We start from the raw sequence: 22827 nt of genomic DNA, 5'->3' as shown, positions 1-22827 counted from the left end.
GATCGCAAGAACCGGCCCGCTTCTCGCCTTTCCCCACGGGCTCGGGTAAGCCTGCCGCAAGTCGCGTTCAGGAGCCGGAATGACCCCAGCCTATCCCCAGATCCGTGATCTCGTGCTGATCGGTGGCGGTCACGCGCATGCGCTGGTTCTGCGGATGTGGGGGATGGACCCCTTGCCGGGCACCCGGGTGACGGTGATCGACCCCAACCCGGTTGCGCCCTACACGGGGATGCTGCCCGGCCTGATCGCGGGGCATTACCGACGCGAAGAGTTGATGATCGACCTTGTTCGGCTGGGGCGCTTTGCCGGGGCGCGCGTGATCCTGGACCGGGCCACGGGGATAGACCGCGATGCGCGGTTGGTCCATCTGGCCGGGCGTCCTCCGGTCGCCTACGATCTGCTGGCGATCGATGTGGGGATTACGTCCGACCTGCCGTCACTGCCGGGTGCGCTGGACCATGCCGTCGCCGCCAAGCCCCTGGGCCGCTATGCGACCGCCTGGGCGGCTTTCGTGGCAAATCCACCTCCGCGTCCGCGAGTTGTGATCCTTGGTGCAGGTCTGGGCGGAGTGGAGCTTGCACTTGCCTCGGCGCATCGGCTGGGCACTGGGTCGCAGGTGACCCTCCTGGACCAGACACCTCAGATTTTGTCCGCGCTGTCCTTGAAAGCACGGCAGGTTCTGGCGGCGCGGCTACAGTCCGCCGGGGTGGTCCTGCGGCTTGGCGAAAGGGTCGTCGGCATCGGGCCGACGGACGTGACGCTGGAGAGCGGCGAGGTCATCGGATCGGATTTCACGCTGACCGCCACGGGCGCGCGCCCGCATGGCTGGCTGGCAAAGACCGGCCTGCGGCAGGAGGGTGGGTTCCTGGTCACCGACGCGACCTTGCGGACTTCGGACCCGGCGATCTTCGCAAGTGGCGACTGCGCCGGGATCGAGGGCGATCCGCGCCCCAAGGCGGGGGTTTTCGCGGTGCGGGCGGCGAAGGTGCTGCACGCCAACCTGCGGGCGGCGCTGATGGGCAAGCCCCTTGCGCCGTTCCGACCGCAGGGGGACTACCTCAAGCTTGTCTCGCTGGGCGAGCGGTCTGCGGTGGCAGAGAAGTGGGGCATTGCTGCCTCGGGCCCGCGCTGGTGGCGGCTGAAGGACCGGATCGACCGGAAATTCATGGAAAAATTCGCAGAGTATCCGGGGATGGCTGCCCCGGAGGTGCCGCCGAATTCGACCGAGGGATTGGCGGGGCAGCTGGGCAGACGACCTCTCTGCGGCGGCTGCGGGGCGAAGCTGGGGCCGGGGGTGCTGGCCTCGGCGCTTGGATCCGTGCCTGCGCCCGTCAGGTCAGAGGTCCTGTCGGGTCCGGGTGACGATGCGGCGGTACTGGCGTCGGGCGCGGGGGTGCAGGTGCTGACCACCGACCACCTGCGCGCCTTCTGTAACGATCCAAGGCTGATGGCCCGCCTGGCGGCGATTCACGCGCTTGGCGACATCTGGGCGATGGGTGCCGCGCCGCAGGTGGCTCTGGCGCAGGTGACGCTGCCCCCGCTGGGGCCGGACTTGCAGACCCGGATGCTGGGCGAGGTGATGGAAGAGGCCGGGTCAGTGTTCCGCGCAGCCGGAGCGGATGTGGTCGGCGGCCATTCGACAGAGGGCGCAGAGCTTACCATCGGCTTCACGGTGACAGGGCTGGCCGACCGGCCCGTCGGCAAGGGGGGGGCGCAGGCGGGGGATGCCTTGGTGCTGACCAAACCCATCGGGTCGGGGACGATCCTGGCGGCCGAGATGTCGCTGGCGCCGGTGCCGGGGTTGCTTCTGGGCGAGGTCTGGGCCGCATGCATCGCGCAGATGTCGGTGCCGCAGGGGACGGCGGCGGCAATCCTTGGACCTGTTGCCAGGGCAATGACGGATGTGACGGGATTCGGGCTGTCCGGGCATCTGCTTGAGCTGCTGGGGGCCTCGGGTGCTGCCGCGCGGCTGCGGCTTGACGATGTGCCGTTGATGGCGGGGGCGGCGGAGCTGGCCAGGGCGGGCCTGGGGTCATCCCTGCAACCGTCAAACCTGGCGGCGGTCAGCTGGCGGATGGAAGCCCCGCAGGACGCCCGGGTCGGATTGTTGACCGACCCGCAGACCTGCGGCGGGCTCTTGGCGTCGGTTCCCGCTGCGCGGGCCGGGGCCGTTCTTGCGGCGCTGCGCGCAGCGGGACATGAAGCGGCTGTGATCGGCGAGGTCATCGCCGGGGTGCCGCGTCTGATCGTGGTCTAGATCAGTCCTTCCTTGCGGAACAGCGCCCTAAGGTCGGTCTCGGGTCGCGCACCGAAATGGCTGATGACCTCGGCCGCAGCAACGCAGCCCATGCGGCCGGACGTGGCGAGGGATTGGCCCGTGGCGAGGCCATAGAGGAACCCGGCGGCGAACTGGTCACCAGCGCCGGTGGCGTCCACGGGCACGACGCGTTTCACCGGGACCACGGCTTCCTCATCGCCGCGGACGACGATCACGTCATGGCCCGAGCGGGTGCAGACGACGAGGCCCGCATCCTGGGCGGCCTGTTCCAGCGCGGCGGAAAGGTCGGTCTGATAGAGCGAGGACCACTCGTGTTCGTTGCCGATCACATAGTCCAGCGACTTGACCAGCCGACGGAAGTCGTCGCGGTGCCGGTCGACGCAGAACGGGTCGGAAAGCGCGATCCCGGCCTTGCCGCCAGCCTTGTGACACAGCTCGACCGCGCGCTCGAAGGCCTGCTTGCCTTTCGGTTTGTCGTAAAGATAGCCCTCCAGAAACAGGATCTCGGCGCTGCCCGCCACGCTGTCGGAGACGTCATCGGGACCAAGCTCGGACGAAATCCCGAGGTAGGTGTTCATCGACCGCTCCCCGTCCGGCGAGACGAAGATCATTGATCGAGACGTCGGAAGCTCACCGCCTGGGACGGGCGGGTTGACGAAATCCGTGCCCTCGTTGGCCATTGTCTGAGCGTAGAACCGGCCCAAGGCGTCGTCGTGGACCCGACCGATGAAGGCCGTCGTCAGGCCAAGGCTGCCAAGGCCCGCCAAGGTGTTCGCCACCGACCCGCCGGGGGCCTGCTGCCGGTTGGTCATCGCGCCGTAGAGAAGTTCCCCGCGTTCGCGTTCGACCAGCTGCATGATGCCCTTCTGGATGCCCATCAGGTCCAGGAAGCTGTCGTCAGCCGAGGAAAACACATCGACGATGGCATTGCCGATGCCGACGACCTGGTAGGACTTCATGCGGTCTTCTCCGGGTAAAGGCACCAGTCCCGGATCGGGCAGATGCCGCATTTGGGTTTGCGCGCAACGCAGATATACCGGCCATGCAGGATAAGCCAGTGATGCGCGTGGTGCTGGTATTCCACCGGCACATTGTCTTCGATGGCGCGCTCGACCGCGGTCTCGTCGCGTCCCGGGCAAATGCCGGAGCGGTTCCCGACGCGGAAGATATGGGTGTCGACGGCCTGCGCCGGGTGGTGAAACCACATCGACAGCACCACATTCGCCGTCTTGCGCCCGACGCCCGGCAGGGTCACCAACGCGGCGCGGGAAGACGGCACCTCGCCACCAAAGTTGTCGATCAGAAGGCGCGACAGCTTGATGACGTTCTTCGCCTTGTTGCGGAACAGGCCGATGGTCTTGATGTGCTCGATCAAGGCATCTTCCCCAAGATCCAGCATCTTCTGCGGCGTGTCGGCAATCTGGAACAGTTTGCGGGTCGCCTTGTTCACACCCACATCCGTCGCCTGAGCCGACAGCGCCACGGCGACCAGAAGCGTGAAGGCATTCACATGCTCCAGCTCGCCCTTCGGTTCGGGCTCGACTTCGGCAAAGCGCGCGAAGACCTGCTTCAGGACGGAATAGGGAAGCTGCGGCGTCATGGCGCCCTTTTGCCAGCGCAGGGGCGGTGACGCAACCGGCGCTAATGGACCCAAGGGTTCATGTCGGGAAGCTTCGGATCGGCCTTGCACTGCGCGAGGGGAAGCTCTGTCAACCGCGAGATCGAAAGGGCCTCGCCCTTGTTGCGGTCGAACTCCCCCTCCACGCAAGCGCAGCTGTATCCGTAGCCGGCGCCTTCGGTGATGATTTCACCGCTGGAATTGATGCGCACACGGTCGTCGAAGGCGCGGGTGTAGGCCTCGTCGTAGCCGGGCGGGTAGTACACGGTGCCAGATCCCGGCCACGCAATCGACCAAAGCCCATCGGCGTCAATCAGGTCAACAAGGTTCGGGCTGGGATGGTCGAACCAGCCGCAACGCGTTTCGGCATGGGCGGGGGCAGCCAACAAGAGCAGAACCAGCGGACGCAGCATCGGGGCCTCGTGTGACGGGTGCTGCCAGGGACCACGGCCGGTCGCGCCGGACAAGGCGGGAAAACCGGATGCGCAGGAAGCGGGTCGCGCAAATGTGGCGGGGCGGCTACAGCTAGGGCTCGTCGTGCGACTTCGTCTTCTCCTCGCCAAGGTCAGACGCGCGAGGAGAAGACGAAGTCGCGCGACGAGCCGCCGCCAAGGAGTCGCACATGACCGACCAATCCCCCGCCTACCATTATCAGGTCATCGCCCGCGCGCTTGAGGTGATCGACGCGACCGGCCCGGCGCTGACGCTGGACGACCTCGCGGCTAGGATGCAGATGAGCCCAGCGCATTTCCAGCGCGTCTTCAGCCAGTGGGTCGGCGTCAGTCCGAAAAGGTATCAGCAATACCTCACGTTGGGTCACGCCCGCCGTCTGCTGGCGGAACGGCACACGATGCTGGGCACGGCGCTGGAGACGGGGCTGTCGGGGCCAGGCCGCCTGCACGATCTGTTCCTGACCTGGGAGGCGATGTCCCCCGGTGACTATGCAAAGGGTGGCGCGGGGCTGGAGATCCGCTGGGGCTGGTTCGAAAGCCCATTCGGGCCGGCGCTGGTCATGGCGACCCAGAAGGGCATCTGCGGCATGGGTTTTGCCGACGAGGTGGGGGCCGAGGCGGCCTTGGAAGACCTGGTGCGGCGCTGGCCGAAGGCGACCTATGTCGACGACCCCACGGCCCTGCGTCCGCTTGTCGATGCTGCCTTCGGCGAAAAGGCGACCAGCCTGCACCTGATCGGGGCACCCTTCCAGATCAAGGTCTGGGAGGCGCTTCTGGCCATTCCCAGCGGCCATGTCACCACCTATGCCGACATCGCGGGGGCGATCGGCCATCCGCAGGCGCACCGGGCGGTCGGCACGGCGGTCGGGCGCAATCCGATCAGCTTTCTCATTCCCTGCCACCGGGCATTGCGGCGCGACGGCGGCCTTGGCGGATATCACTGGGGCCTGCCTCGCAAACGCGCGATGTTGGCCTGGGAGGCCGCCCGCACAGATTTGTGATGCGCGGAACCCTGCCGAAGCTGTTGGGAACCAGCAGCCTCTCGACGCCGTTGGTGTATTGTGGCACGGGTCTGAGCACAGGCCCACCAATGGGCGAACTATCGAGGCGAGAGCAAAAATGATGAAGAAGACCCCCCTGATCCTGGCTGTGACCGGCACGCTGGCGCTGACCGCATGTGTCGACCCCAATGCCTATCCCGACGATCCGAACGCGCGTCAGCGTCAAGGCGCGATCATCGGCGGCCTGACCGGCGCCGTGGCTGGCGTGGCAGTTTCCGGTGACGGCGATGAGCTCAAGGGCGCGATCATCGGTGGCGCACTTGGTGCGGGAACCGGCGCGATTATCGGAGCCGACCTTGACCGTCAGGCGGCCGAACTCCGCGGCTCGCTGAACTCGAACATCTCGGTCACCAACACCGGCGACTATCTGATCGTCAACATGCCGCAGGATCTGCTGTTCGCGACGGACAGCGCTTCGGTCCGCCCGGACCTGCGCCGCGACCTGAACACCGTGGCGTCCAGCCTGCTGAAATACCCGAACAGCCGGATCGAGGTGATCGGGCACACCGACAACACCGGCAGCGCGGCCTACAATCAGGACCTGTCACAGCGTCGCGCCGTTGCGGTAGCCAGCGTGCTGCGTGAAAGCGGCGTGCCGGGAAGCCGGGTCGCGGCCTTTGGCCGGGGCGAGGACCAACCCGTCGCGTCGAACCTGACGCCGGAAGGCCGTGCCAAGAACCGCCGGGTCGAGATCATCATCCGCCCCACCCGCTGATCGCACATCCTCACGACACGGGGGTCAGCTTCGGCTGGCCCCCTTTTTCATTGTGATCCTGGCGAAATCGGTCATATTTCTGGACCAATAACCAGGGTCCGCCATGCCATTTCTGAAAGTCACGCCCGAGAAACTGTCCAATTCGGTCGTCCGCCAGATCGAGCAACTGATCCTGCGCGGGATCCTGCGCCCCGGTGAACGCCTGCCATCCGAACGTGAGCTTGCCGACAAGCTGGGCGTCTCGCGCCCGTCCTTGCGTGATGCCATCGCCGACCTTGCCGAGCGTGGCCTTCTGGTCAGCCGGGCGGGGTCGGGCATCTTCGTGGCCGAGATGCTGGGGTCGGCCTTCTCTCCCGCCCTGGCGCAGCTTTTCTCGACCCACGACGAAGCGGTCTTCGATTACATCAGTTTCCGACGCGACATGGAGGGGCTGGCAGCGGAACGGGCGGCAATCTTCGGGTCCGAGACTGACCTGAAGCTGATCGACACGATCTACCGCAAGATGGAAGCCGCCCACCAGAAGCGCGACCCCTCGGACGAGGCACAGCTGGACGCCGAGTTCCACATGGCGATCATCGAGGCCAGCCACAATGTCATCATGTTGCACATGCTGCGGTCGATGTTCGATCTTCTGCGGCAGGGGGTCTTCTACAATCGCCAGATGATGTTCAGAAACCGGATCACGCGTGATCAGCTTCTGGACCAGCACCGGGCGATCAACGCGGCGATCCAGGCGCGCGATCCAGATGCTGCGCGGGCAACGGTGGCGGCGCACATGGCCTTTGTCGAGCAGGCCTTCCACGATCAGATGCGCGCCGAGAAGCACGAATCCATAGCTCGCCAGCGGCTGGAGCAAGAGGCAAGCCGCTAGCCTCCCGTCGCCTGCCCGCTTGGCGAGTTGCATCAGCCTTTCCCCGCGGGCATATAGAGGCGGTCCCGAAAAGGAAGCGCCATGCAGTACCTCGACTTCGAAAAGCCCCTCGCCGACATCGAAGGCAAGGCGGAAGAGCTTCGCGCGATGGCCAAGACGAGTCCAGGAATGGATATGGCCAAAGAGGCCGAGGCGCTGGACCGTAAAGCCGATGCGGCGCTGCGCGATCTGTACAAGAATCTGACCGCCTGGCAGAAGTGCCAGGTGGCGCGTCACCCGGACCGGCCGCATTGCCAGGATTACATTGATCAGTTGTTCACCGAGTTCACCAGTCTGGCGGGCGACCGGGCCTTTGCCGACGATCACGCGGTGATCGGTGGGTTGGCGCGGTTCAACGATCAGCCGGTGATGATCATCGGCCATGAGAAGGGCAACGACACCAAGTCCCGCATCCAGCGCAATTTCGGCATGGCGCGGCCCGAGGGGTACCGAAAGGCGATCCGGCTGATGGACCTTGCCGACCGGTTCCGTGTTCCGGTGATCACGCTGATCGACACGGCTGGTGCCTATCCCGGCAAGGGCGCCGAGGAACGCGGTCAGGCCGAGGCCATCGCGCGGTCGACGGAGAAGTGCCTGTCCATCGGGGTGCAGCTGATTTCCGTGGTGATCGGCGAGGGTGGGTCGGGCGGGGCGGTGGCGTTCGCGACGGCGAACCGGGTCGCGATGCTGGAACACTCGGTCTACTCGGTGATCTCGCCGGAAGGCTGCGCCTCGATCCTGTGGAAGGACGCCGAGAAAATGCGCGAGGCGGCCGAGGCGTTGCGGCTGACCGCGCAGGATCTGCAGAAGCTGGGAATCATCGACCGCATCGTGAAGGAACCGCTGGGCGGCGCCCAGCGGTCGCCCAAGGAGGCAGTGGACGCCGTTGGCAAGGCGATCGAGGCGATGCTGGGCGATCTGTCGGGCAAGAAGCCCGAGGCGTTGATCAAGGATCGGCGGCAGAAGTTCATCGACATGGGTGCGAAGGGGCTGGCCGCTTGAACCCCTGGATGATCGTCGCGATTGCGGGGCTGATGGAGACCGGGTGGGCGCTGGGCCTGAAGTATTCCGACGGCTTCACCAGGCTGGTGCCGTCTGCGGTGACGATCGTGCTGGCCTTGGGGTCGTTTTACCTCTTGTCGGTGGCGATGAAATCGCTGCCGGTCGGCACCGCCTATGCGGTCTGGGTCGGGATCGGGGCCGTCGGCACCGCCATCGCGGCGGTGTTCCTGTTCAACGAACCGGTAAACCTGATGCGGGTGGTGGGGGTGCTCTTGATCCTTGCCGGGATCGCGGCGCTGAAGTTCGCATGATCCGGGGGCTGCTTCTTGCGGTCCTGCTGGTTGCTCCGGTCACGGCGGGGACTCTGGAGGGGCGGCTGGTGACCTTCACGGTCGAGACCTGGAACGACCGCGAGGCCCCGATGCTGGTGGCGCGAGGGCGGACGGTGACGGTGGGTGAAGGGACCGAGTTCGGGTTGGGGCCGGAGGGGTTCACGGGCGGGCTGGACGTGGTGCCGGTCACGGTGGAGATCGGACCGACCCGGATCGAGCTGAGCTATCCGAAGGGGATCGGGCGGTTCTATGAGGCCGGGTTCAACGGCTATGTCCTGCGGTTCGAAACGGACTGTGCGCTGTTCGAGAGGGTATCGGTCGATCCGGCTGGAACGACGCTGAAGGTGATCGAAATCTGGGCGGAGACCGGGGCCCTGTATATCAATGTGTCGGGGCTGGGGTACGGGCCGGAGGCAAGGTTGGCGCTGGATCTGGCGGTCGCAGACTGCCCGCTGAGTTGATCTTGTCCACGGTGGACAATTTCATTAAACTACTTAAAATCAATAGCTTGCATTTTTCTGTCAGGAGTTTGTTAACTTCTGGCCTTGCCCTTTCGGACGCCTCCTCGTGCGACTTTGTCTTCTCGTCGGGAGGGATGCCGCAAGGAGTGACGACGGCATCGACGAGCTTTCACCACAGGGTCTGCGCGGCACGTCCGGGCCAGTCCGCGTCGTAGGCCTTGCCATCCACCCGCCCTTCCGTGATCTCGCGCAGCATGTCGCCCACCGTGGGCAGGCCCCGGGATTGGTCGCCGGAAGTCCAGAGGGCCGAGCGGATCAGCGCACGGGCGCATTGGCAGTAGACCTCGCTGATGCGGATCACGATGACGGTGCGGGGTTGCTTTCCGTCGCGGTCGAAGTCGGCCCGGAGAGTGTCGTCGGCGGTGAGGCTTGCGGTGCCGTTGACGCGCAGCGCATTGGTCGCGCTGGGGATCAGGTACGTCAGGCTTGCCCGGCCGTCGCGGACGATGTTGCGCAAGCTGTCGATGCGGTTGTTGCCGTGCCAGTCGGGCAGGGCCAGCGTCTGCGGGTCGAGGACGGTGACCACCGGGTTTTCGTCTCCGCGGGGGGAGCCATCGGTCCCTTCCGGTCCCACCGTGGTCAGGATGCAAAAGCGGCAGCGGTCGAGCCAGGCGCGGTAGGCGGGCGTGAGATGCGGCGTGACCTTGACGGTCGCCGCCTCCCCGGGCTTGCCGTAATGGCTGTGGAGATCGTCGAGGGTGGTGATCCAGTTCATGGCGTGGCGCCTTTGGTTGGCGGCTGGGGGTTTCACACCCCCAGACCCCCGTGGGATACTTGTGAACAGGTGAATGCTGTCTTGGGTCAGGCTTTGGATTTCTTCGGCTTCGGCTTCGGGGCGGGCAGCGCGGCGGCGATGGCCTTCAGGGCGCTGACGACGGATTCCGGGTCGTCGAGCGTATCGGTGACGAGAAGATGCGACTTAGCGCCGGGGTAGGGTGCACCCTGCGCGGAGCCTGGGAGGGCGGCCTGCGCGCCCGGAGTGGGCTTGAGGAAAAGCTGATCGTTGCAGACCAGCGCCACGACCTTGCCGTCGAGGTAGAGGGCATATTCGCCGAACATCTTGCGGGCGCTGAGGGCCAGGGGCGCGAGGGCGTCGAGAATATGCTTCATGGTTTCGGCCCTGGTGCCCATCAGGCGCGGAACCCGGCTTCCGCCATCAGTCGGTTGGAGTGGGTTTCAACCTCGGCTTCCAGGCGGGCCATGAAGTCCTGGACTTTCAGGCCGGGGTCGATGGGGTCGAGGAATTCCACCACGGCAAGGCCTGGTTTGCGCAGGATGCCGCGCTTCGGCCAGAAGACGCCCACATTGGTGGCGACCGGGATACAGGGTTGCCCAAGCTGTTCGTAAAGAAGGCCGGTGCCGACCTTGTAGGGCTTCTGGTCGCCAGGCGCGACACGGGTGCCTTGCGGGTAGATGATCAGCTGGCCCGGCTCGGCGGCTCCGGCGGCGACGTCGGCCTTCATCTTCTGGATGGCGGCGCCGCGCTTGCCCCGGTTCACCGGGACGCAGCCGATCTTCAGCGCGTATTGGCCGAGGAACGGGGTGTAGATCAGCTCGCGCTTCATGATGAACTTGCCGGCGGGCACGGCGTTGAAGATCAGGATGATGTCGAGAAAGCTTTGATGCTTGGCGGCGATCACGGCTTCGCCCGTGGGGGGCGTGCCCCGGACCTCGCAGCGGGTGCCGCAGAGGAGGCGGAGGGTGAAGATCACCCAGCGGCAGTAGGTCTTGCAGGCCGCGCGTGCCCCGGTGCGGGAGAACAGCGCCCAGGGGGCAAAAAGGACAGCGATGACCGCCATCGCGAGATACATCTGGATGATGAAGACCAGCGAGAGCAGCCAGCGGATCGGGGTCATGTCAGCTCTCGCAGTTTCTGGAAGGCTGCGCGGCGGGTGGCGAGGAAGGCCACGATAGCCGCAAGCGTCGGGAGCGCCAAGGGCCAGAGCCAGCCCCAGCCGGTGAAGCCGAGGCCGGTCAGGAAGCCCCCGGCGGCATCGGCGGCGGGCAGGGCTGCGACACCAAGAAGCCCGGCAGCGGCCCCGATGGCCGCCCCGCCCAGCGTGCGCAGGGTAAAGCGGCGCACGAAGGCGCGGGCGATGTAGCTGTCGCGTGCGCCGATCAGACGGAGGACGCGGATCTCTTGCGCGTTGGTGGCAAGGGCGGCGCGGGCCGCAAGCGTGATCATCGCGGCCATCGTCGCACCGATCAGCGCAATGGAGAGAACGCCAAGAAGGCGGATGCGGCTTGCGGCCTCGGCGAGCGGGCGACGCCAGCGGGTGTGGTCATCGAGGATCGCGCCGGGCGCCTCGGCGGTCAGGCGCTGTTTCAGGCCAAGGGAATCATAGGGCGGGTCGGCTTCCACGACCTCGATCAGGCGGGGGATCGGCAGGGCCTCGACGGGCAGGCCGGGGCCGAACCAGGGTTCCAGAAGGGTGCGCGTCTCGTCGTCGTCGATCAGGCGGTAGCTGGCGATGCCGGGGGTGGTGGCAAGGGTGGCAAGGATCGCGTCGGTCTGGATCTGGACCTGTTCCTCGGGCGCCGAGAGGCGGATGGTGGCGGTCTTGGCCAGCGCCTCGGACCAGCGGGTCGCGAGCCGGCCGGAGGCAAGCGAGAGGGCAAGGGCGAAGACGCAGAGGAAGGTCATCGCGCCGGCGGTGAAGGTCGTCAGCCAGGCGGTCGGGCCGGAAGGGGGGACGACTTCCAGCGCGCGGGTGGCGGGCGAGGCGGGCTTGGCGGTCGGGAACTTCACAGGTCGGCCCCCGCAAGCTGCACCCGATGCTTGGCGATGCGCAGGACGCGGGCCTGGATCTGCGCCTTGGCCTGGCGAATGAGGTTCAGGTCGTGGGTGGCGACGAGGATGGTCTTGCCCATCTTGTTGAGTTCCACCAGCAGGGTGAGGATGCGCAAGGACATCTCCCAGTCGACGTTGCCGGTCGGCTCGTCCGCCAGGATCACGTCGGGGTCGACGATGACGGCGCGGGCCAGGGCGGCGCGCTGGCGTTCGCCGCCAGAGAGTTGGGGGGGAAGCGCATCGGCCAGGTGTTTGAGGCCGACCCAGGAGAGGAGGTCGTCAAGGTCGCGCGGGTCGCTTTCGCGGTCCGATACGGTGAAGGGGAGCGCCATGTTGGCGGCCAGCGTCATGTGGTCGAGGAACTTGCAGTCCTGGTGGACAATTCCGATGCGGCGGCGGGTGCGGGCGACGTCATCGCGCGAGAGCTTGGTCACATCGTTGTCAAACAGGGTGACGCGGCCCGCAGTGGGTTTCAGCTCGGCATAGGCGAGTTTCAGGAAGGTCGACTTGCCCGCGCCTGATGGGCCGGTGAGGAAGTGGAAGGACCCCGGTGCAAGCTTGAGCGAGACATCCGACAGAAGCTCGCCCCCGCCATAGCTGTAGGCCACGTTCTCGAAGCTGATCACGGTTGTCCCCTGCTGCCCGCTGCGTCTGGAAAAGCGGCATCCGGGCCGCTGCCACTGCGCTTTCCATCGCACAGGGGGAAACGATTGCACAAGGGTAAGCGACAAACCCTTGGAACGACAGGAATTAGCGATTACAACAAGTGCGGCAGCCGGGAAAAACAGGCTTGAGGGACGATGATGCGGTTGGTTTGTCCGAACTGTGAGGCGAAGTACGAGGTCCCGGAAGACGCGATCCCGGAGACCGGACGCGACGTGCAATGCGCCAACTGCGGACATTCGTGGTACCAGATGCGGTCGCGGGCGGCGACGTCGGAGACCCCTGTGGCAGCAGCGTCTGCGCCAGTTTCGGTCACCCCTGCGCCAGCCGCAGCCGCAGAAGTGCCCGTCGAGGCGGCAGCACCTCCGCCGGAGCCGGAGCCTGAAGTGGTCGCCTCGGTGCCCGATGATGTGACCCCTGTCGACGTGGCAGTGCAGCAGGACGAGACGCCGGGCATGGCCGCAGCCGCGCCTGTTGTCCAAGCGACGGTTCCGGCCGACGAGCCAGAGCCGACGCCCGCCGATCCTGAACCCCCGGTTGCAGTTGAGGCGGTCACGACTGACACCGGGGCCGCGCCAGAGGGTGCCGAGACCATTCCGAATCCTGCGCCCGAAGTTGACGACGTGCCTCCGGCGCCTGCCGCCGGTGCGGTCGCTGCCGCCTATGCGGTTGACGACTCTGTCCTGGCCATCCTGCGCGAGGAGGCCGAGCGTGAGGCCAAGGCCCGCAAGGCCGAGGCAGCGAAGCCGCTTGAGACCCAGACCGAACTGGGGATCGAGCAGGCCGTGCCCCAGATCAGCCTGCCGCACCAGCCGGTCTACGAGGACACGACTCTGGCGGCCCGTCGCGCGCGGCTGCCCGATGTCGAGGAGATCAACTCGACGCTGCGCCCGGCCGAGACGGTAACAGAAGACGCCGCGGACGGCACCACGCAGGCAGCGGCAGAGGGCCGCAGCAGCTTTCGCAGCGGGTTCCTGATGGTTCTTTCAGTCGCGATCCTGGGCTCGGCCGTCTATGGCAGCGCGGATGCGATAGCCGAGGCTGTTCCGGCACTGACCGGCGTGTTGAAAAGCTATGTCGGGTTCGTGGACAGCCTTCGGCTGCAGCTTGACGGGCTTATGCAAAGCGCGACCGTGGCGATCAACGGCACCTGACGCCGCCAATTCGGCTTGCCCCCAAACGGGCGCGCCTTTATCCCTTGCGGCCAAGCCATTTCCCGCAAGGAGCCGTCATGTCCACCAACCAGCGTTTCGACAAGTCGAAGCTTCCCAGCCGCCACGTGACCGAAGGTCCGGCGCGCGCTCCGCATCGCAGCTATTTCTACGCGATGGGGATCACCGAGGAAGAAATCCACCAGCCCTGGGTGGGTGTCGCGACCTGCTGGAACGAAGCGGCCCCCTGCAACATCGCGCTGAACCGTCAGGCCCAGATCGTGAAGCACGGCGTCAAGAAGGGCGGCGGCACCCCGCGCGAGTTCACCACGATCACCGTGACGGACGGCATCGCGATGGGGCACGAGGGGATGCGCTCCTCGCTGGCGTCGCGCGACGCGATTGCGGATACCGTGGAACTGACGATGCGCGGTCATTGCTATGACGCGCTGGTGGGCCTTGCGGGCTGCGACAAGTCGCTGCCGGGGATGATGATGGCGATGATCCGGCTGAACGTGCCGTCGGTCTTCATCTATGGCGGGTCGATCCTGCCGGGCCGCTACAAGGGCCAGGACATCACCGTGCAGGACATGTTCGAGGCCGTGGGCAAGCACCAGGCCGGAAACCTGTCGGACGCGGAACTGGAGATCATGGAGCGGGTGGCCTGCCCCTCGAGCGGTGCCTGCGGTGCCCAGTACACGGCGAACACGATGGCCTGCGTGTCAGAAGCCATCGGGTTGGCGCTGTTGAACTCGTCCAGCGCCCCGGCGCCCTATGAAAGCCGCGACCAGTATGGCGAGGCTTCGGGCGTCGCGGTGATGAACCTGATCGAGAAGAACATCCGCGCGCGGGACATCGTGACGCGCAAGTCGCTGGAAAATGCCGCGCGTGTTGTGGGCTGCACGGGCGGGTCGACCAACGCGGCGCTGCACCTGCCGGCAATGGCGCACGAAGCGGGGATCGACTTCGATCTCTTCGACGTGGCGGCCTGCATGAAGGACACTCCGTACTTCGTCGACCTGCGGCCGGGCGGGAAATATGTCGCCAAGGACCTGCACGAGGTGGGCGGCGTGGCCGTGGTGATGAAGGAACTGGCGAAAGCGGGCCTGCTGCACCTGGATTGCATGACCGCGTCCGGCAAGACGCTGGGCGAAAGCCTGGACGAAATCCGAGGCGAAGCGGATGGCCGGGTGATCTATGACATTGGCTCGCCGATCACCAGGACGGGCGGCGTGGTCAGCCTGAAGGGCAATGTGGCACCCGATGGGGCCATCGTGAAGGTCGCCGGCATGAGCGAGGCCGAGCAGGTCTTCAGCGGCCCGGCCCGGGTGTTCGAATGTGAGGAAGATGCCTTTGCCGCCGTGAAGGCACGGGAATACAAGGAAGGCGAGGTCATCGTCATCCGCAACGAAGGCCCCGCGGGCGGGCCGGGGATGCGCGAGATGCTGTCGACCACCGCGGCCTTGTCCGGTCAGGGCATGGGCAAGAAGGTCGCGCTGATCACCGACGGCCGGTTCAGTGGCGCGACGCGCGGCTTCTGCGTGGGTCACGTCGGGCCGGAAGCGGCACATGGCGGGCCGATTGCCCTGCTGAAGACCGGCGACATCATCACGCTGAACGCGCTGACGGGCGAGTTGTCCGTCAACGTCTCGGATGAGGAGATGGCAAAACGCAAGGCCGAATGGAAAGGGCCGCGCAAGACGGCCTACACCTCGGGCGCGGTCCACAAGTTTGCAAAGCTGTGCGGTGGGGCGCGCTGGGGGGCGGTGACGCATCCGGGCGGCAAGGGCGAAAGCCACGTCTACATGGACCAGTAAGGGCCGATGGCCGGTCGCATCGCGCAGTTTCTGGAGGGCTGGCACCAGCGCCGGACCGAAGGGCGGTGGAAACGGCTGGCCGAGGCGGCGCCAGAGTTGGAAAGCTTCGAGCTGCGCGCCGTGCGGGCCGAAGCGCGGGGGATGCGGCGGCAGCTGGACCGGGTGTTGCAAGTGGCCGACATGCGGCTGGCGGTGCCGGCGTTGACCGCCGGCCTGCCGCAGATGCCGCTGGGCACCGACTGGTCCTGGCGGCCCGACCTCTGGCGCGGGGCGCTTGCAGATCCCGGAGCCGTCGCGTCCGGCGACAGGACGCCGCTGGGCGAGGGCGTGGCGCTGTATCATGATTGCCCGCTGGGCGAGGTCGTGGTGCGACAGGTCCGCAACGACAGGACCGAGGACCGTGCGCCCTACGGGCTGGCCATCGACGTCTTCGGCTTCAAGGGCAGTTTCCTGTCGCTGGCGCTGAACCTGCCAGTCGCAGCGGTCGAGGGACTTAAGGCGCGCCATCTGGTGCGCGCCGAGATGGTGATCGACAGTGACGTCCCGGTGAAGGCCTTTACCCGGCTGAACATCAAGCACGGGCCGAACGTCGCGCAGCCGGTCAGCGCCCTGCCGGAGGCGGGCCGCGACAAGGTGGCAGAGTTCGACCTGGCCTATGCCGACCTGAACGACAGAAGGATCGAGAGGGCCTGGCTGGACCTGATCCTGAACGAGGCGGCCATGACCCGCATCGTGATCCGCGATCTGGTGGTCAGCCGCAGGCCCAGGGCCGAATTGTAAAGGTGAAGGATGAAGGTTGACGAGGGCAGGATAGCGGGCGGCGTCTGGGAAGCGATGGTGACAGCGACCGATCCTCCGGTCATCGAGGCGCTGCATGGCGGACGGGTGGTGGAGGGGGTGCAGGTCCAGCCCGTGCCAGGTCAGCCCGGACGCTTTGCCCTGCGGGTGCCGATCCCGGCCTGGGTCCTGAACGAGGGCCTGCAGACGATCCTGGTTCAGTCAGGCGGGCAGACAGTGACGGCGGTGACGCTGGTCGCCGGTCAGCCGCTGGACGGGGATATCCGCGCGGAACTAAGCCTTCTGCGGGCCGAACTGGACCTATTGAAGCGGGCCTTCCAGCGCCACGTGCGCGAGGGCTAAGCCTCGTCGTGCGACTTCGTCTTCTCCTCGGGGGCGCACCCGCGAGGAGCGACGAAGTCGACGACGAGCCTTGGGTCAGAGCTGGGAAAGCAGGTGTTCGCCCGCCGAGATCTCGCAGCCGGGGCCGGTTTCCGGGTTGAACTTCGTGACCACCCCGTCCTCGGCAAGAAGCGAATAACGCTTGGAGCGTGCGAAGAACCCAAGGTGCGGCACGTCGAAGGTCTGGCCGATGGCCTTCGAGAAGCTGGCGTCGGCGTCGCCCAGCATGGTGATCCCGGCGGCGATGGCCCCGGTCGCCTCGCCCCAGGCCTTCATCACGAAGGGATCGTTGACGGCCACGCAGATGATCTCGTCAATGCCCTTGTCGGCGAACTTCTGCGCGGTGCGGATGAAGCTTGGGACATGCGCCGTGGAGCAGGTCCCAGTGTAGGCGCCGGGCAGTCCGAAGATCACGACCTTGCGGCCCGTCAGCTTGTCGGAAAGTTTCACCGCCTCGGCCCCGGCGTCGCCCATGTGCAGAAGCGTGGCGTCGGGGAGGCTCTTACCTTCGGCAATCGTCATTTTCAGTTCCTCATGGTAGCGGCGCGTTGCACCTTCTGTCGCTTGGGTTATAGGGTCCGGCGCGGAACATGCCAGAGGGGGAAGTGCCATGCGGGTGGTGATCGTGGGGGCCGGGCAGGCGGGGGCGGCACTGGCCGCAAAGCTGCGGGCTTTGGGCCACCGGGGCGAGATTGTCATGCTGGGCGACGAGCCCGCGCCGCCCTACCAGCGCCCCCCGCTGTCCAAGGCCTATCTTCTGGGCGAGATGGAGGAAGACCGCCTCTGGCTGCGCGCGCCTGAGTTCTGGGCCGAGAACGAGGTGGAACTGCGGCTGGGGCAGGCGGTGACAGCCATCGACCCCACGTCAAAGGCGGTGACGGTGGGTGGCGAGGTGCTGGAGTATGATCATCTGGCGCTTACCACGGGCTCGACGCCTCGGCGGTTGCCTGCCTCCATCGGCGGGTCGCTGGAAGGCGTCTACACGGTCCGCAGGCTGGCCGATGTCGACGCGATGCGGGCCGAGTTCCAGCCGGGTCGCAAGGTCATCATCGTCGGCGGCGGCTATATCGGGCTGGAGGCGGCTGCGGTGGCCTCGAAGCTGGGACTTGATGTGACTGTGCTGGAAATGGCGCCACGCATCCTTCAGCGCGTCGCCGCGCCCGAGACGTCGGACTATGTTCGCGCGCTGCACCAGGCGCATGGGGTGAAGGTGCTGGAGGCGACAGGGCTGAACCGGCTGATCGGTGACGATCGGGTCGAAGGCGCGCTGCTGACGGACGGGCGCCAGCTTCCGGCGGATTTTGTCATCGTGGGCGTCGGGATCACGCCGAATACTCAACTGGCCGAGATCGCCGGGCTGACCATAGACAACGGCATTGCGACGGACGAGCAGGGCCGGACCTCGGACCCCTCGATCTGGTCGGCGGGGGACTGTGCGTCCTTTCCCTGGAACGACGGGCGCATCCGGCTGGAGTCAGTGGGCAACGCCATCGACCAGGCCGAGGCGGTGGCGGCGAATATCCTTGGGGCCGCTGCGCCCTACGAGGCGAAGCCGTGGTTCTGGTCGGACCAGTACGACCTGAAGCTGCAGATCGCCGGGCTTAACACCGGCTATGACCACATCGTCACCCGGCAGGGCGAGGGTGACGTGGCAAGCTTCTGGTACTATCGCGGCGCAGACTTGCTGGCGGTAGACGCGATGAACGACAGCCGGGCCTATATGGTGGGCAAAAGGTTGATCGAAATGGGCAAGTCCCCTTCGCCCGAGGTGATTGTCTCGACCCCGGACCTGAAGGCATTGCTCAAGGCCTGACCCCCCCTCACCCCCGATCCCTCTCCCCGAACGGGAGAGGGAGTGTTCACGGAGACCAGATGCGGATCATTGGCGGCAACCGACGTGGCCTGAAGCTTGCAGACCTAGGCGAGGGCGACGCGGCGGCGCATCTGCGGCCGACCTCGGACCGGGTGCGCGAGGCGATCTTCAATCTTCTGATCAACGCCCACGGCAACCCGGTCACCGGCGCACGGGTGCTGGACCTGTTCGCCGGGACCGGTGCCCTTGGGCTGGAGGCGTTAAGCCGGGGGGCGGCGCAGGTGACCTTCGTCGACGATGGTGCGAAGGCGCTGGCGCTGGTCCGGGCGAACATCGCCAAGATGCGCGCCGAGGCAGAGACGCGGGTGATCCGGCAGGACGCGCGGCGGCTTGGGCCCAATGCAGGGGCGGGGTACGGACTGGTATTCCTGGATCCGCCTTACGGCAAGGGGATGGGGGCGGTGGCCTTGGCAGAGGTGAAGAAGGGGGGCTGGCTTTCGCCGGGGGCGATGGTCGTGTGGGAGGAAGGGGTGGCCCCATCGGTGCCGGAAGGGTTCGTGCAGGTGGACCAACGAACCTACGGCGACACCGTTGTGACCCTTCTGAAAGCACCGACATGATCCGCCCGGAAGCCGTGCTGTTCGACTGCGATGGCGTGGTCGTGGACAGCGAGGGTCCGACGTTGGCGCTGTTTGTCGAGGAGCTTGCCGCGCATGGCTTGCCCTTGACGCTGGAGGATTTCGAGACCGATTACCTGGGGCAGACGGTCGAGATGGTGGCGCGGCAGGCGACTGCGGCAGGCGCGCGATTGCCGCAGGGATGGGTGGCGCATTTCTACAGTCGGATGAACGAGCTGCTGATCGCCGGCGTGCCTTTGGTGCCGGGCGTGCTGCCCGTTCTGGACCGGCTGGATGCGGTCGGCGTTCCTTACGCGATGGGATCGAACGGGTCGCTCGCCAAGATGAAGATCACGCTGGGTCAGCACGGCATCGAGGGACGGTTTCGCGCTGTGCTTTCGGGGCAAGCTCTTGGTGCGCCGAAGCCCGCGCCGGATGTCTATCTGGCGGCGGCTGCGGCTTGTCGCGTGCGCCCCGAAGCTTGCGTGGTGATCGAAGACAGCGCGATGGGGGCACGCGCGGCCCTGGCGGCGGGGATGCGCTGCTTTGGCTATGCGGCGCATGGCCACAAAACGCCCACGGCACGGTCGGTGGCGGCGCTTGGGGTGCCGCTCTTTCATCGGATGGAGGATCTGCCGGGGTTGCTGGGGATCGGTGCGCTGTAGCGCACCCTACGCTTGAACCAGCATCAGAGCTTGCGGCGGGCGCGGAGGGCGGCGCCGATGGTGCCGTCGTCGAGGTAGTCAAGCTCGCCGCCGATGGGGACACCTTGAGCGAGCGTGGTGATCTGGGCATCGGTCCCGGCAAGCGCATCGGCGATGTAATGGGCGGTAGTCTGGCCGTCGACGGTGGCGTTCAGTGCCAGGATCACCTCACTTGCAGCCTCCTCTGCCACGCGGGCGACGAGGCGGGGGATGCCAAGCTCGTCCGGGCCGATGGCGTCAAGGGCGGAGAGCGTGCCGCCAAGGACGTGGTAGCGGCCCTTGAAGACCTGGCCCCGTTCCATCGCCCAGAGATCGGCCACATCTTCCACCACACAGATCTCGCCGGTCGCGCGGGCTGGGTTGGTGCAGATGCTGCAGACCTCGGTCGTCGATATGTTGCCGCAGAGACTACACTCCTTGGCAGCAAGGGCGACCTCGGCCAGGGACTGGGCGAGGGGGGCCATCAGTTGCGCGCGCTTCTTCAACAGGACCAAGACGGCGCGGCGGGCGGACCTTGGCCCAAGGCCGGGAAGCCGGGCCATCAGCTCGATCAGTGCCTCGATGCCGGTCTCGTCCTTCATCAGAACGGGAGTTTCATGCCGGGCGGGATGCCCATCGCCTCGGCCAGGCGGGACATTTCCTGTTCGCTGCGCGCCTTGGCTTTCAGCTGCGCATCGTGGATGGCGGCGAGGATCAGGTCCTCGACGACCTCCTTCTCGGAGGCGACCAGGATCGAGGGGTCGATGTCCAGCCCCGTCACCTCACCCTTCGCCGTGGCGCGGGCCCTGACCAGGCCGGCCCCGGCTTCGCCCACCACGACGATGCGGGCGAGGTCTTCCTGCATCTCGGCCAGCTTGCCCTGCATTTCCGTCGCGGCTTTCATCATCTTGGCCATGTCGCCAAGTCCGCCCAGACCTTTCAGCATGTCGTTCTCCGTCTGTTTCTTATGAGATACGGGCTGCAGGGGCAGGGTGCAAGGTCAGGGCGTCCCGCGGAAGAGCATTCGGCGGGGGGTGAAGCCGTTGGCGCGGAAGAAGGCGTGGGCGTCGGTGTTGGCGTCCCAGGTGTCGAGCAGGATCTCGTCGGCTTCAAGGTCGCGGGCGAGTTGGCGGGCGGCATGCAGGAGCGCGCGGCCCTGGCCCTGGCGGCGGGCTTCGGGGGCGACGGCGATGTGGTCGATCATCAGGCGGCGGTAGCCGGGCGAGAAGACCGACCGCTCGCGGGTCTGAAGCTGGCAGAGGGCGTAGCCGGTGGCGGGTTGGCCGGTGAGGAAAGCGGTGCAGGCGGGGTCGGCCAGGCGGTCGGCGAAGTATTGCGTGAGCGCTGCAGGCTCGGGGTTGGGGAAGAACACTTCGGGGTAGTGCGCAGCGTGCCAGGATTGCACGTGGGCATTGAGCCGCGCCAGCGTTGCCGCGTCGGCGGGCGTGGCGCGCCGGGGGATCATTCTTCGAACGGGTCCCAATCGTCGTCCAGTTCGGGCTCGGCCTGGGGCAGCGCGGCTTCCGCGGCCTGGGCGGTGATGGCTTCGGGGGAGCGGACTTCCGTGATCCTTGCGCCGGGGAAGGCGGTCAGGATGGCCTGAACCAGGGGGTTGTCGGCAGCTTCGGTGCGGACTTGCTGAAGCGCGGCATTGCGGGTTTCGGCGATGGTGGCAGCCCCACCGGAGGCCACGACCGAGACGCCCCAGCGCGCGCCGGTCCAGCCTTGCAGGCGCTGACCCAAACGAGAGGCGAGGTCGGGTTTCGCGCCGGGGGCAGGTTCGAACTCGATCCGGCCGGGGGCATAGCGGGCGAGGCGGAGGCCGGTCTCGACCTCGTTCAGCAGGAGCATGTCGCGCTTCTGGCGGATCAGCTCGATGATCTGCTCGAAGGAGGCGTAGACCTGAAGCTGCCCTTCGGCCAGGGCCGGGGCGGTGGCGGTCATCGTCGGGCCGCGCGTGGGGGCCGAGTGGACCGGGGCCATCCGGGGCGAGTGAACGGTGGAGCCACCGGCGGGGGCTCCGCCCGCGATGCCGCCGCCCCCAGTCGGCGGGCGGGGCGAGTCCTGGAGCTTTTTCACCAAGGTTTCGGGATCGGGCAGGTCGGCGACATGGGTCAGGCGGATCACGGCCATCTCGGCGGCCATCATGGCGTTGGGTGCGAGGGCGACCTCTTCGATGGCCTTCAGCAGCATCTGCCACATCCGCGTCAGCGCGCGCATCGGCAGGCGGCTGGCCATGTCCTGACCGCGCGACTGTTCGTCGGGGGGGGTGGTCGGGTCCTCGGCAGCGGCGGGGTTGATCTTGATGACCGAAATCCAGTGCGTGATCTCGGCCAGATCACGGAGGACGGCCATCGGGTCGGCACCGTCGGCATACTGGCCGCTGAGTTCGGACAGCGCGGTGGCGGCATCGCCTTTCATGATCAGATCAAACAGGTCCAGCGTCCGGCCCCGGTCCGCCAGGCCCAGCATGGCGCGGACCTGTTCGCCGGTCGTTTCCCCCGCGCCGTGGGCGATGGCCTGGTCCATCAGGCTCATCGCGTCGCGGACCGAGCCTTCGGCGGCGCGGGTGATCAGCGCGAGAGCGTCCTGCGCCAGCTTCGCCCCTTCAAGGTCGGCCACCCTGGACAGGTGGGCCATCATGACTTCCGGCTCGATCCGCTTCAGGTCGAAACGCTGGCAGCGGGAAAGCACCGTCACCGGGACCTTGCGGATTTCGGTGGTGGCGAAGATGAATTTGACGTGGGCGGGGGGTTCTTCCAGCGTCTTCAGCAGCGCGTTGAAGGCGGCGGTCGACAGCATGTGCACTTCGTCGATGATGTAGACCTTGAAGCGCGCGGAAGCGGCCCGGTAGTGCACGCTGTCGATGATCTCGCGGATGTCGCCGACCCCGGTGCGGCTGGCCGCGTCCATCTCCATCACGTCGACGTGGCGGCCTTCGGCGATGGCGATGCAGGGCTCACACACGCCGCAGGGTTCCGTAGTGGGGCCGCCTTTGCCGTCGGGGCCGATGCAGTTCAGGCCCTTGGCGATGATCCGCGCGGTGGTGGTCTTGCCGACGCCCCGAACGCCGGTCATCACGAAGGCATGGGCAATCCGGTCCGCCGCGAAGGCGTTCTTCAGGGTGCGCACCATCGCCTCTTGCCCGATCAGGTCGGCAAAAGTCTGTGGTCGGTACTTGCGGGCAAGGACCTGGTAGGCTTTCTCGTCGGACATGGAACCCT

General features: G+C 66.7%; 27 protein-coding genes. 14 read left to right on the top strand and 13 right to left on the bottom strand.

The features are described from left to right. The first annotated feature begins 79 nt into the window (after positions 1–79). The gene (gene selD, locus Q8M85_RS11875; protein ID WP_305544637.1) at positions 80–2257 is read left to right on the top strand and encodes a selenide, water dikinase SelD; all 2178 of its coding nucleotides are present in this window, start codon (positions 80–82) and stop codon (positions 2255–2257) included. On the opposite strand, the gene Q8M85_RS11870 is transcribed toward selD, so the two are convergent. The 3 genes from Q8M85_RS11870 to Q8M85_RS11860 are packed head-to-tail and all read right to left on the bottom strand — an operon-like array spanning position 2254 to position 4309. Continuing rightward, complete coding sequence (locus Q8M85_RS11870; protein WP_305544634.1) at positions 2254–3237, bottom strand: adenosine kinase; 984 nt, start codon at positions 3235–3237, stop codon at positions 2254–2256. The genes selD and Q8M85_RS11870 overlap by 4 nt on opposite strands. Then, positions 3234–3878, bottom strand: coding sequence for an endonuclease III (gene nth, locus Q8M85_RS11865; RefSeq protein ID WP_305544631.1), 645 nt, complete (start codon positions 3876–3878; stop codon positions 3234–3236). Before nth ends, Q8M85_RS11870 begins: the two co-directional genes overlap by 4 nt. Positions 3879–3919: 41 nt before the next feature. Further along, the gene (locus Q8M85_RS11860) at positions 3920–4309 is read right to left on the bottom strand and encodes a DUF4087 domain-containing protein (RefSeq protein ID WP_305544628.1); all 390 of its coding nucleotides are present in this window, start codon (positions 4307–4309) and stop codon (positions 3920–3922) included. Positions 4310–4518: 209 nt separating this feature from the next. On the opposite strand from Q8M85_RS11860, the gene Q8M85_RS11855 reads away from it, so the two are divergent. The 6 genes from Q8M85_RS11855 to Q8M85_RS11830 all read left to right on the top strand — a co-directional run bounded on the left by Q8M85_RS11855 (position 4519) and on the right by Q8M85_RS11830 (position 8829). Beyond that, complete coding sequence (locus Q8M85_RS11855; protein WP_305544625.1) at positions 4519–5349, top strand: methylated-DNA--[protein]-cysteine S-methyltransferase; 831 nt, start codon at positions 4519–4521, stop codon at positions 5347–5349. Positions 5350–5470: 121 nt separating this feature from the next. Next, the gene (locus tag Q8M85_RS11850) at positions 5471–6124 is read left to right on the top strand and encodes an OmpA family protein (RefSeq protein ID WP_371135240.1); all 654 of its coding nucleotides are present in this window, start codon (positions 5471–5473) and stop codon (positions 6122–6124) included. Positions 6125–6227: 103 nt separating this feature from the next. Further along, positions 6228–6995, top strand: a complete 768-nt coding sequence (locus Q8M85_RS11845) for an FCD domain-containing protein (protein ID WP_305544619.1) — start codon at positions 6228–6230, stop codon at positions 6993–6995. Between the two features lie 81 nt (positions 6996–7076). Then, positions 7077–8036 (top strand): acetyl-CoA carboxylase carboxyltransferase subunit alpha, encoded by a 960-nt coding sequence (locus Q8M85_RS11840; protein ID WP_305544616.1) that lies wholly within the window; start codon positions 7077–7079, stop codon positions 8034–8036. Beyond that, complete coding sequence (locus Q8M85_RS11835; RefSeq protein WP_305544613.1) at positions 8033–8347, top strand: multidrug efflux SMR transporter; 315 nt, start codon at positions 8033–8035, stop codon at positions 8345–8347. Before Q8M85_RS11840 ends, Q8M85_RS11835 begins: the two co-directional genes overlap by 4 nt. Then, positions 8344–8829, top strand: a complete 486-nt coding sequence (locus tag Q8M85_RS11830) for a hypothetical protein (RefSeq protein WP_305544610.1) — start codon at positions 8344–8346, stop codon at positions 8827–8829. Before Q8M85_RS11835 ends, Q8M85_RS11830 begins: the two co-directional genes overlap by 4 nt. A 169-nt stretch (positions 8830–8998) precedes the next feature. Here Q8M85_RS11830 and Q8M85_RS11825 read toward each other — a convergent pair whose 3' ends face one another. The 5 genes from Q8M85_RS11825 to Q8M85_RS11805 all read right to left on the bottom strand — a co-directional run bounded on the left by Q8M85_RS11825 (position 8999) and on the right by Q8M85_RS11805 (position 12306). Then, the gene (locus Q8M85_RS11825; protein WP_305544607.1) at positions 8999–9604 is read right to left on the bottom strand and encodes an MSMEG_1061 family FMN-dependent PPOX-type flavoprotein; all 606 of its coding nucleotides are present in this window, start codon (positions 9602–9604) and stop codon (positions 8999–9001) included. An 86-nt stretch (positions 9605–9690) separates the two neighbouring features. Further along, positions 9691–9999: a TfoX/Sxy family protein gene (locus Q8M85_RS11820; protein WP_305544605.1), complete on the bottom strand. Its 309-nt coding sequence runs from the start codon at positions 9997–9999 to the stop codon at positions 9691–9693. 20 nt (positions 10000–10019) lie between these two features. Further along, positions 10020–10745 (bottom strand): 1-acyl-sn-glycerol-3-phosphate acyltransferase, encoded by a 726-nt coding sequence (locus Q8M85_RS11815; protein ID WP_305544602.1) that lies wholly within the window; start codon positions 10743–10745, stop codon positions 10020–10022. Further along, positions 10742–11638, bottom strand: coding sequence for an ABC transporter permease (locus Q8M85_RS11810; protein WP_305544600.1), 897 nt, complete (start codon positions 11636–11638; stop codon positions 10742–10744). Before Q8M85_RS11810 ends, Q8M85_RS11815 begins: the two co-directional genes overlap by 4 nt. Next, positions 11635–12306, bottom strand: coding sequence for a cell division ATP-binding protein FtsE (locus tag Q8M85_RS11805; RefSeq protein ID WP_305544597.1), 672 nt, complete (start codon positions 12304–12306; stop codon positions 11635–11637). The genes Q8M85_RS11810 and Q8M85_RS11805 overlap by 4 nt, the downstream gene beginning before the upstream one ends. Before the next feature lie 174 nt (positions 12307–12480). Here Q8M85_RS11805 and Q8M85_RS11800 point away from each other — a divergent pair, with 174 nt between their 5' ends. The 4 genes from Q8M85_RS11800 to Q8M85_RS11785 all read left to right on the top strand — a co-directional run bounded on the left by Q8M85_RS11800 (position 12481) and on the right by Q8M85_RS11785 (position 16451). Beyond that, complete coding sequence (locus tag Q8M85_RS11800) at positions 12481–13497, top strand: zinc-ribbon domain-containing protein (RefSeq protein WP_305544595.1); 1017 nt, start codon at positions 12481–12483, stop codon at positions 13495–13497. A 77-nt stretch (positions 13498–13574) separates the two neighbouring features. Next, positions 13575–15311, top strand: coding sequence for a dihydroxy-acid dehydratase (ilvD, locus tag Q8M85_RS11795; RefSeq protein ID WP_305544592.1), 1737 nt, complete (start codon positions 13575–13577; stop codon positions 15309–15311). 6 nt (positions 15312–15317) lie between these two features. Further along, positions 15318–16091 carry a DUF6478 family protein gene (locus Q8M85_RS11790; RefSeq protein WP_305544589.1) on the top strand — a complete coding sequence of 258 codons (774 nt, stop codon included), beginning with the start codon at positions 15318–15320 and terminating at the stop codon, positions 16089–16091. A 9-nt stretch (positions 16092–16100) separates the two neighbouring features. Next, positions 16101–16451, top strand: a complete 351-nt coding sequence (locus Q8M85_RS11785; protein ID WP_305544587.1) for a hypothetical protein — start codon at positions 16101–16103, stop codon at positions 16449–16451. A gap of 75 nt (positions 16452–16526) precedes the next feature. Here Q8M85_RS11785 and Q8M85_RS11780 read toward each other — a convergent pair whose 3' ends face one another. Further along, positions 16527–17012: a peroxiredoxin gene (locus Q8M85_RS11780; RefSeq protein ID WP_305544585.1), complete on the bottom strand. Its 486-nt coding sequence runs from the start codon at positions 17010–17012 to the stop codon at positions 16527–16529. A gap of 88 nt (positions 17013–17100) precedes the next feature. On the opposite strand from Q8M85_RS11780, the gene Q8M85_RS11775 reads away from it, so the two are divergent. Genes Q8M85_RS11775 through Q8M85_RS11765 form a run of 3 tightly spaced genes read left to right on the top strand, consistent with a single transcriptional unit; the run spans position 17101 to position 19585 of the window. Continuing rightward, positions 17101–18303, top strand: coding sequence for an NAD(P)/FAD-dependent oxidoreductase (locus Q8M85_RS11775; RefSeq protein ID WP_305544582.1), 1203 nt, complete (start codon positions 17101–17103; stop codon positions 18301–18303). A 59-nt stretch (positions 18304–18362) separates the two neighbouring features. Then, positions 18363–18923 carry a 16S rRNA (guanine(966)-N(2))-methyltransferase RsmD gene (gene rsmD / locus Q8M85_RS11770; protein ID WP_305544580.1) on the top strand — a complete coding sequence of 187 codons (561 nt, stop codon included), beginning with the start codon at positions 18363–18365 and terminating at the stop codon, positions 18921–18923. Beyond that, entirely contained in the window at positions 18920–19585 is a 666-nt protein-coding gene (locus Q8M85_RS11765; RefSeq protein WP_305544577.1) for an HAD family phosphatase, read from the top strand. Before rsmD ends, Q8M85_RS11765 begins: the two co-directional genes overlap by 4 nt. A gap of 23 nt (positions 19586–19608) precedes the next feature. Here Q8M85_RS11765 and recR read toward each other — a convergent pair whose 3' ends face one another. From recR to Q8M85_RS11745, 4 genes are read right to left on the bottom strand one after another with little or no spacing between them, the layout of a single operon-like run. Continuing rightward, on the bottom strand, positions 19609–20205 hold the full coding sequence (recR, locus tag Q8M85_RS11760; protein ID WP_305544575.1) for a recombination mediator RecR: 597 nt from the start codon (positions 20203–20205) through the stop codon (positions 19609–19611). Continuing rightward, complete coding sequence (locus Q8M85_RS11755; RefSeq protein ID WP_305544573.1) at positions 20205–20549, bottom strand: YbaB/EbfC family nucleoid-associated protein; 345 nt, start codon at positions 20547–20549, stop codon at positions 20205–20207. Before Q8M85_RS11755 ends, recR begins: the two co-directional genes overlap by 1 nt. Before the next feature lie 54 nt (positions 20550–20603). After that, positions 20604–21068, bottom strand: coding sequence for a GNAT family N-acetyltransferase (locus tag Q8M85_RS11750; protein WP_305544571.1), 465 nt, complete (start codon positions 21066–21068; stop codon positions 20604–20606). After that, positions 21065–22819, bottom strand: coding sequence for a DNA polymerase III subunit gamma/tau (locus tag Q8M85_RS11745; RefSeq protein WP_305544569.1), 1755 nt, complete (start codon positions 22817–22819; stop codon positions 21065–21067). The genes Q8M85_RS11750 and Q8M85_RS11745 overlap by 4 nt, the downstream gene beginning before the upstream one ends. Positions 22820–22827 lie beyond the last annotated feature (8 nt).

Origin of the sequence: Tabrizicola sp. (assembly GCF_030694085.1) — a bacterium.
Taxonomy (GTDB): domain Bacteria; phylum Pseudomonadota; class Alphaproteobacteria; order Rhodobacterales; family Rhodobacteraceae; genus Tabrizicola.
Note: the sequence above shows the minus strand (reverse complement) of the source record. Positions and strands in the feature narration are given on the sequence as shown.

What these genes read in the sequence shown, in the direction of transcription:
- Q8M85_RS11800 (WP_305544595.1), top strand. Translation starts at nt 12,481, where the DNA reads ATGATGCGGTTGGTTTGTCCGAACTGTGAGGCGAAGTACGAGGTCCCG.
- Q8M85_RS11750 (WP_305544571.1), bottom strand. Translation starts at nt 21,068, where the DNA reads ATGATCCCCCGGCGCGCCACGCCCGCCGACGCGGCAACGCTGGCGCGG.
- rsmD (WP_305544580.1), top strand. Translation starts at nt 18,363, where the DNA reads ATGCGGATCATTGGCGGCAACCGACGTGGCCTGAAGCTTGCAGACCTA.
- Q8M85_RS11855 (WP_305544625.1), top strand. Translation starts at nt 4,519, where the DNA reads ATGACCGACCAATCCCCCGCCTACCATTATCAGGTCATCGCCCGCGCG.
- nth (WP_305544631.1), bottom strand. Translation starts at nt 3,878, where the DNA reads ATGACGCCGCAGCTTCCCTATTCCGTCCTGAAGCAGGTCTTCGCGCGC.
- Q8M85_RS11860 (WP_305544628.1), bottom strand. Translation starts at nt 4,309, where the DNA reads ATGCTGCGTCCGCTGGTTCTGCTCTTGTTGGCTGCCCCCGCCCATGCC.
- Q8M85_RS11765 (WP_305544577.1), top strand. Translation starts at nt 18,920, where the DNA reads ATGATCCGCCCGGAAGCCGTGCTGTTCGACTGCGATGGCGTGGTCGTG.
- Q8M85_RS11815 (WP_305544602.1), bottom strand. Translation starts at nt 10,745, where the DNA reads ATGACCCCGATCCGCTGGCTGCTCTCGCTGGTCTTCATCATCCAGATG.
- Q8M85_RS11850 (WP_371135240.1), top strand. Translation starts at nt 5,471, where the DNA reads ATGAAGAAGACCCCCCTGATCCTGGCTGTGACCGGCACGCTGGCGCTG.
- ilvD (WP_305544592.1), top strand. Translation starts at nt 13,575, where the DNA reads ATGTCCACCAACCAGCGTTTCGACAAGTCGAAGCTTCCCAGCCGCCAC.
- Q8M85_RS11780 (WP_305544585.1), bottom strand. Translation starts at nt 17,012, where the DNA reads ATGACGATTGCCGAAGGTAAGAGCCTCCCCGACGCCACGCTTCTGCAC.
- Q8M85_RS11845 (WP_305544619.1), top strand. Translation starts at nt 6,228, where the DNA reads ATGCCATTTCTGAAAGTCACGCCCGAGAAACTGTCCAATTCGGTCGTC.
- Q8M85_RS11745 (WP_305544569.1), bottom strand. Translation starts at nt 22,819, where the DNA reads ATGTCCGACGAGAAAGCCTACCAGGTCCTTGCCCGCAAGTACCGACCA.
- Q8M85_RS11755 (WP_305544573.1), bottom strand. Translation starts at nt 20,549, where the DNA reads ATGCTGAAAGGTCTGGGCGGACTTGGCGACATGGCCAAGATGATGAAA.
- Q8M85_RS11820 (WP_305544605.1), bottom strand. Translation starts at nt 9,999, where the DNA reads ATGAAGCATATTCTCGACGCCCTCGCGCCCCTGGCCCTCAGCGCCCGC.
- Q8M85_RS11785 (WP_305544587.1), top strand. Translation starts at nt 16,101, where the DNA reads ATGAAGGTTGACGAGGGCAGGATAGCGGGCGGCGTCTGGGAAGCGATG.
- Q8M85_RS11790 (WP_305544589.1), top strand. Translation starts at nt 15,318, where the DNA reads ATGGCCGGTCGCATCGCGCAGTTTCTGGAGGGCTGGCACCAGCGCCGG.
- Q8M85_RS11840 (WP_305544616.1), top strand. Translation starts at nt 7,077, where the DNA reads ATGCAGTACCTCGACTTCGAAAAGCCCCTCGCCGACATCGAAGGCAAG.
- Q8M85_RS11775 (WP_305544582.1), top strand. Translation starts at nt 17,101, where the DNA reads ATGCGGGTGGTGATCGTGGGGGCCGGGCAGGCGGGGGCGGCACTGGCC.
- Q8M85_RS11830 (WP_305544610.1), top strand. Translation starts at nt 8,344, where the DNA reads ATGATCCGGGGGCTGCTTCTTGCGGTCCTGCTGGTTGCTCCGGTCACG.
- Q8M85_RS11825 (WP_305544607.1), bottom strand. Translation starts at nt 9,604, where the DNA reads ATGAACTGGATCACCACCCTCGACGATCTCCACAGCCATTACGGCAAG.
- recR (WP_305544575.1), bottom strand. Translation starts at nt 20,205, where the DNA reads ATGAAGGACGAGACCGGCATCGAGGCACTGATCGAGCTGATGGCCCGG.
- selD (WP_305544637.1), top strand. Translation starts at nt 80, where the DNA reads ATGACCCCAGCCTATCCCCAGATCCGTGATCTCGTGCTGATCGGTGGC.
- Q8M85_RS11870 (WP_305544634.1), bottom strand. Translation starts at nt 3,237, where the DNA reads ATGAAGTCCTACCAGGTCGTCGGCATCGGCAATGCCATCGTCGATGTG.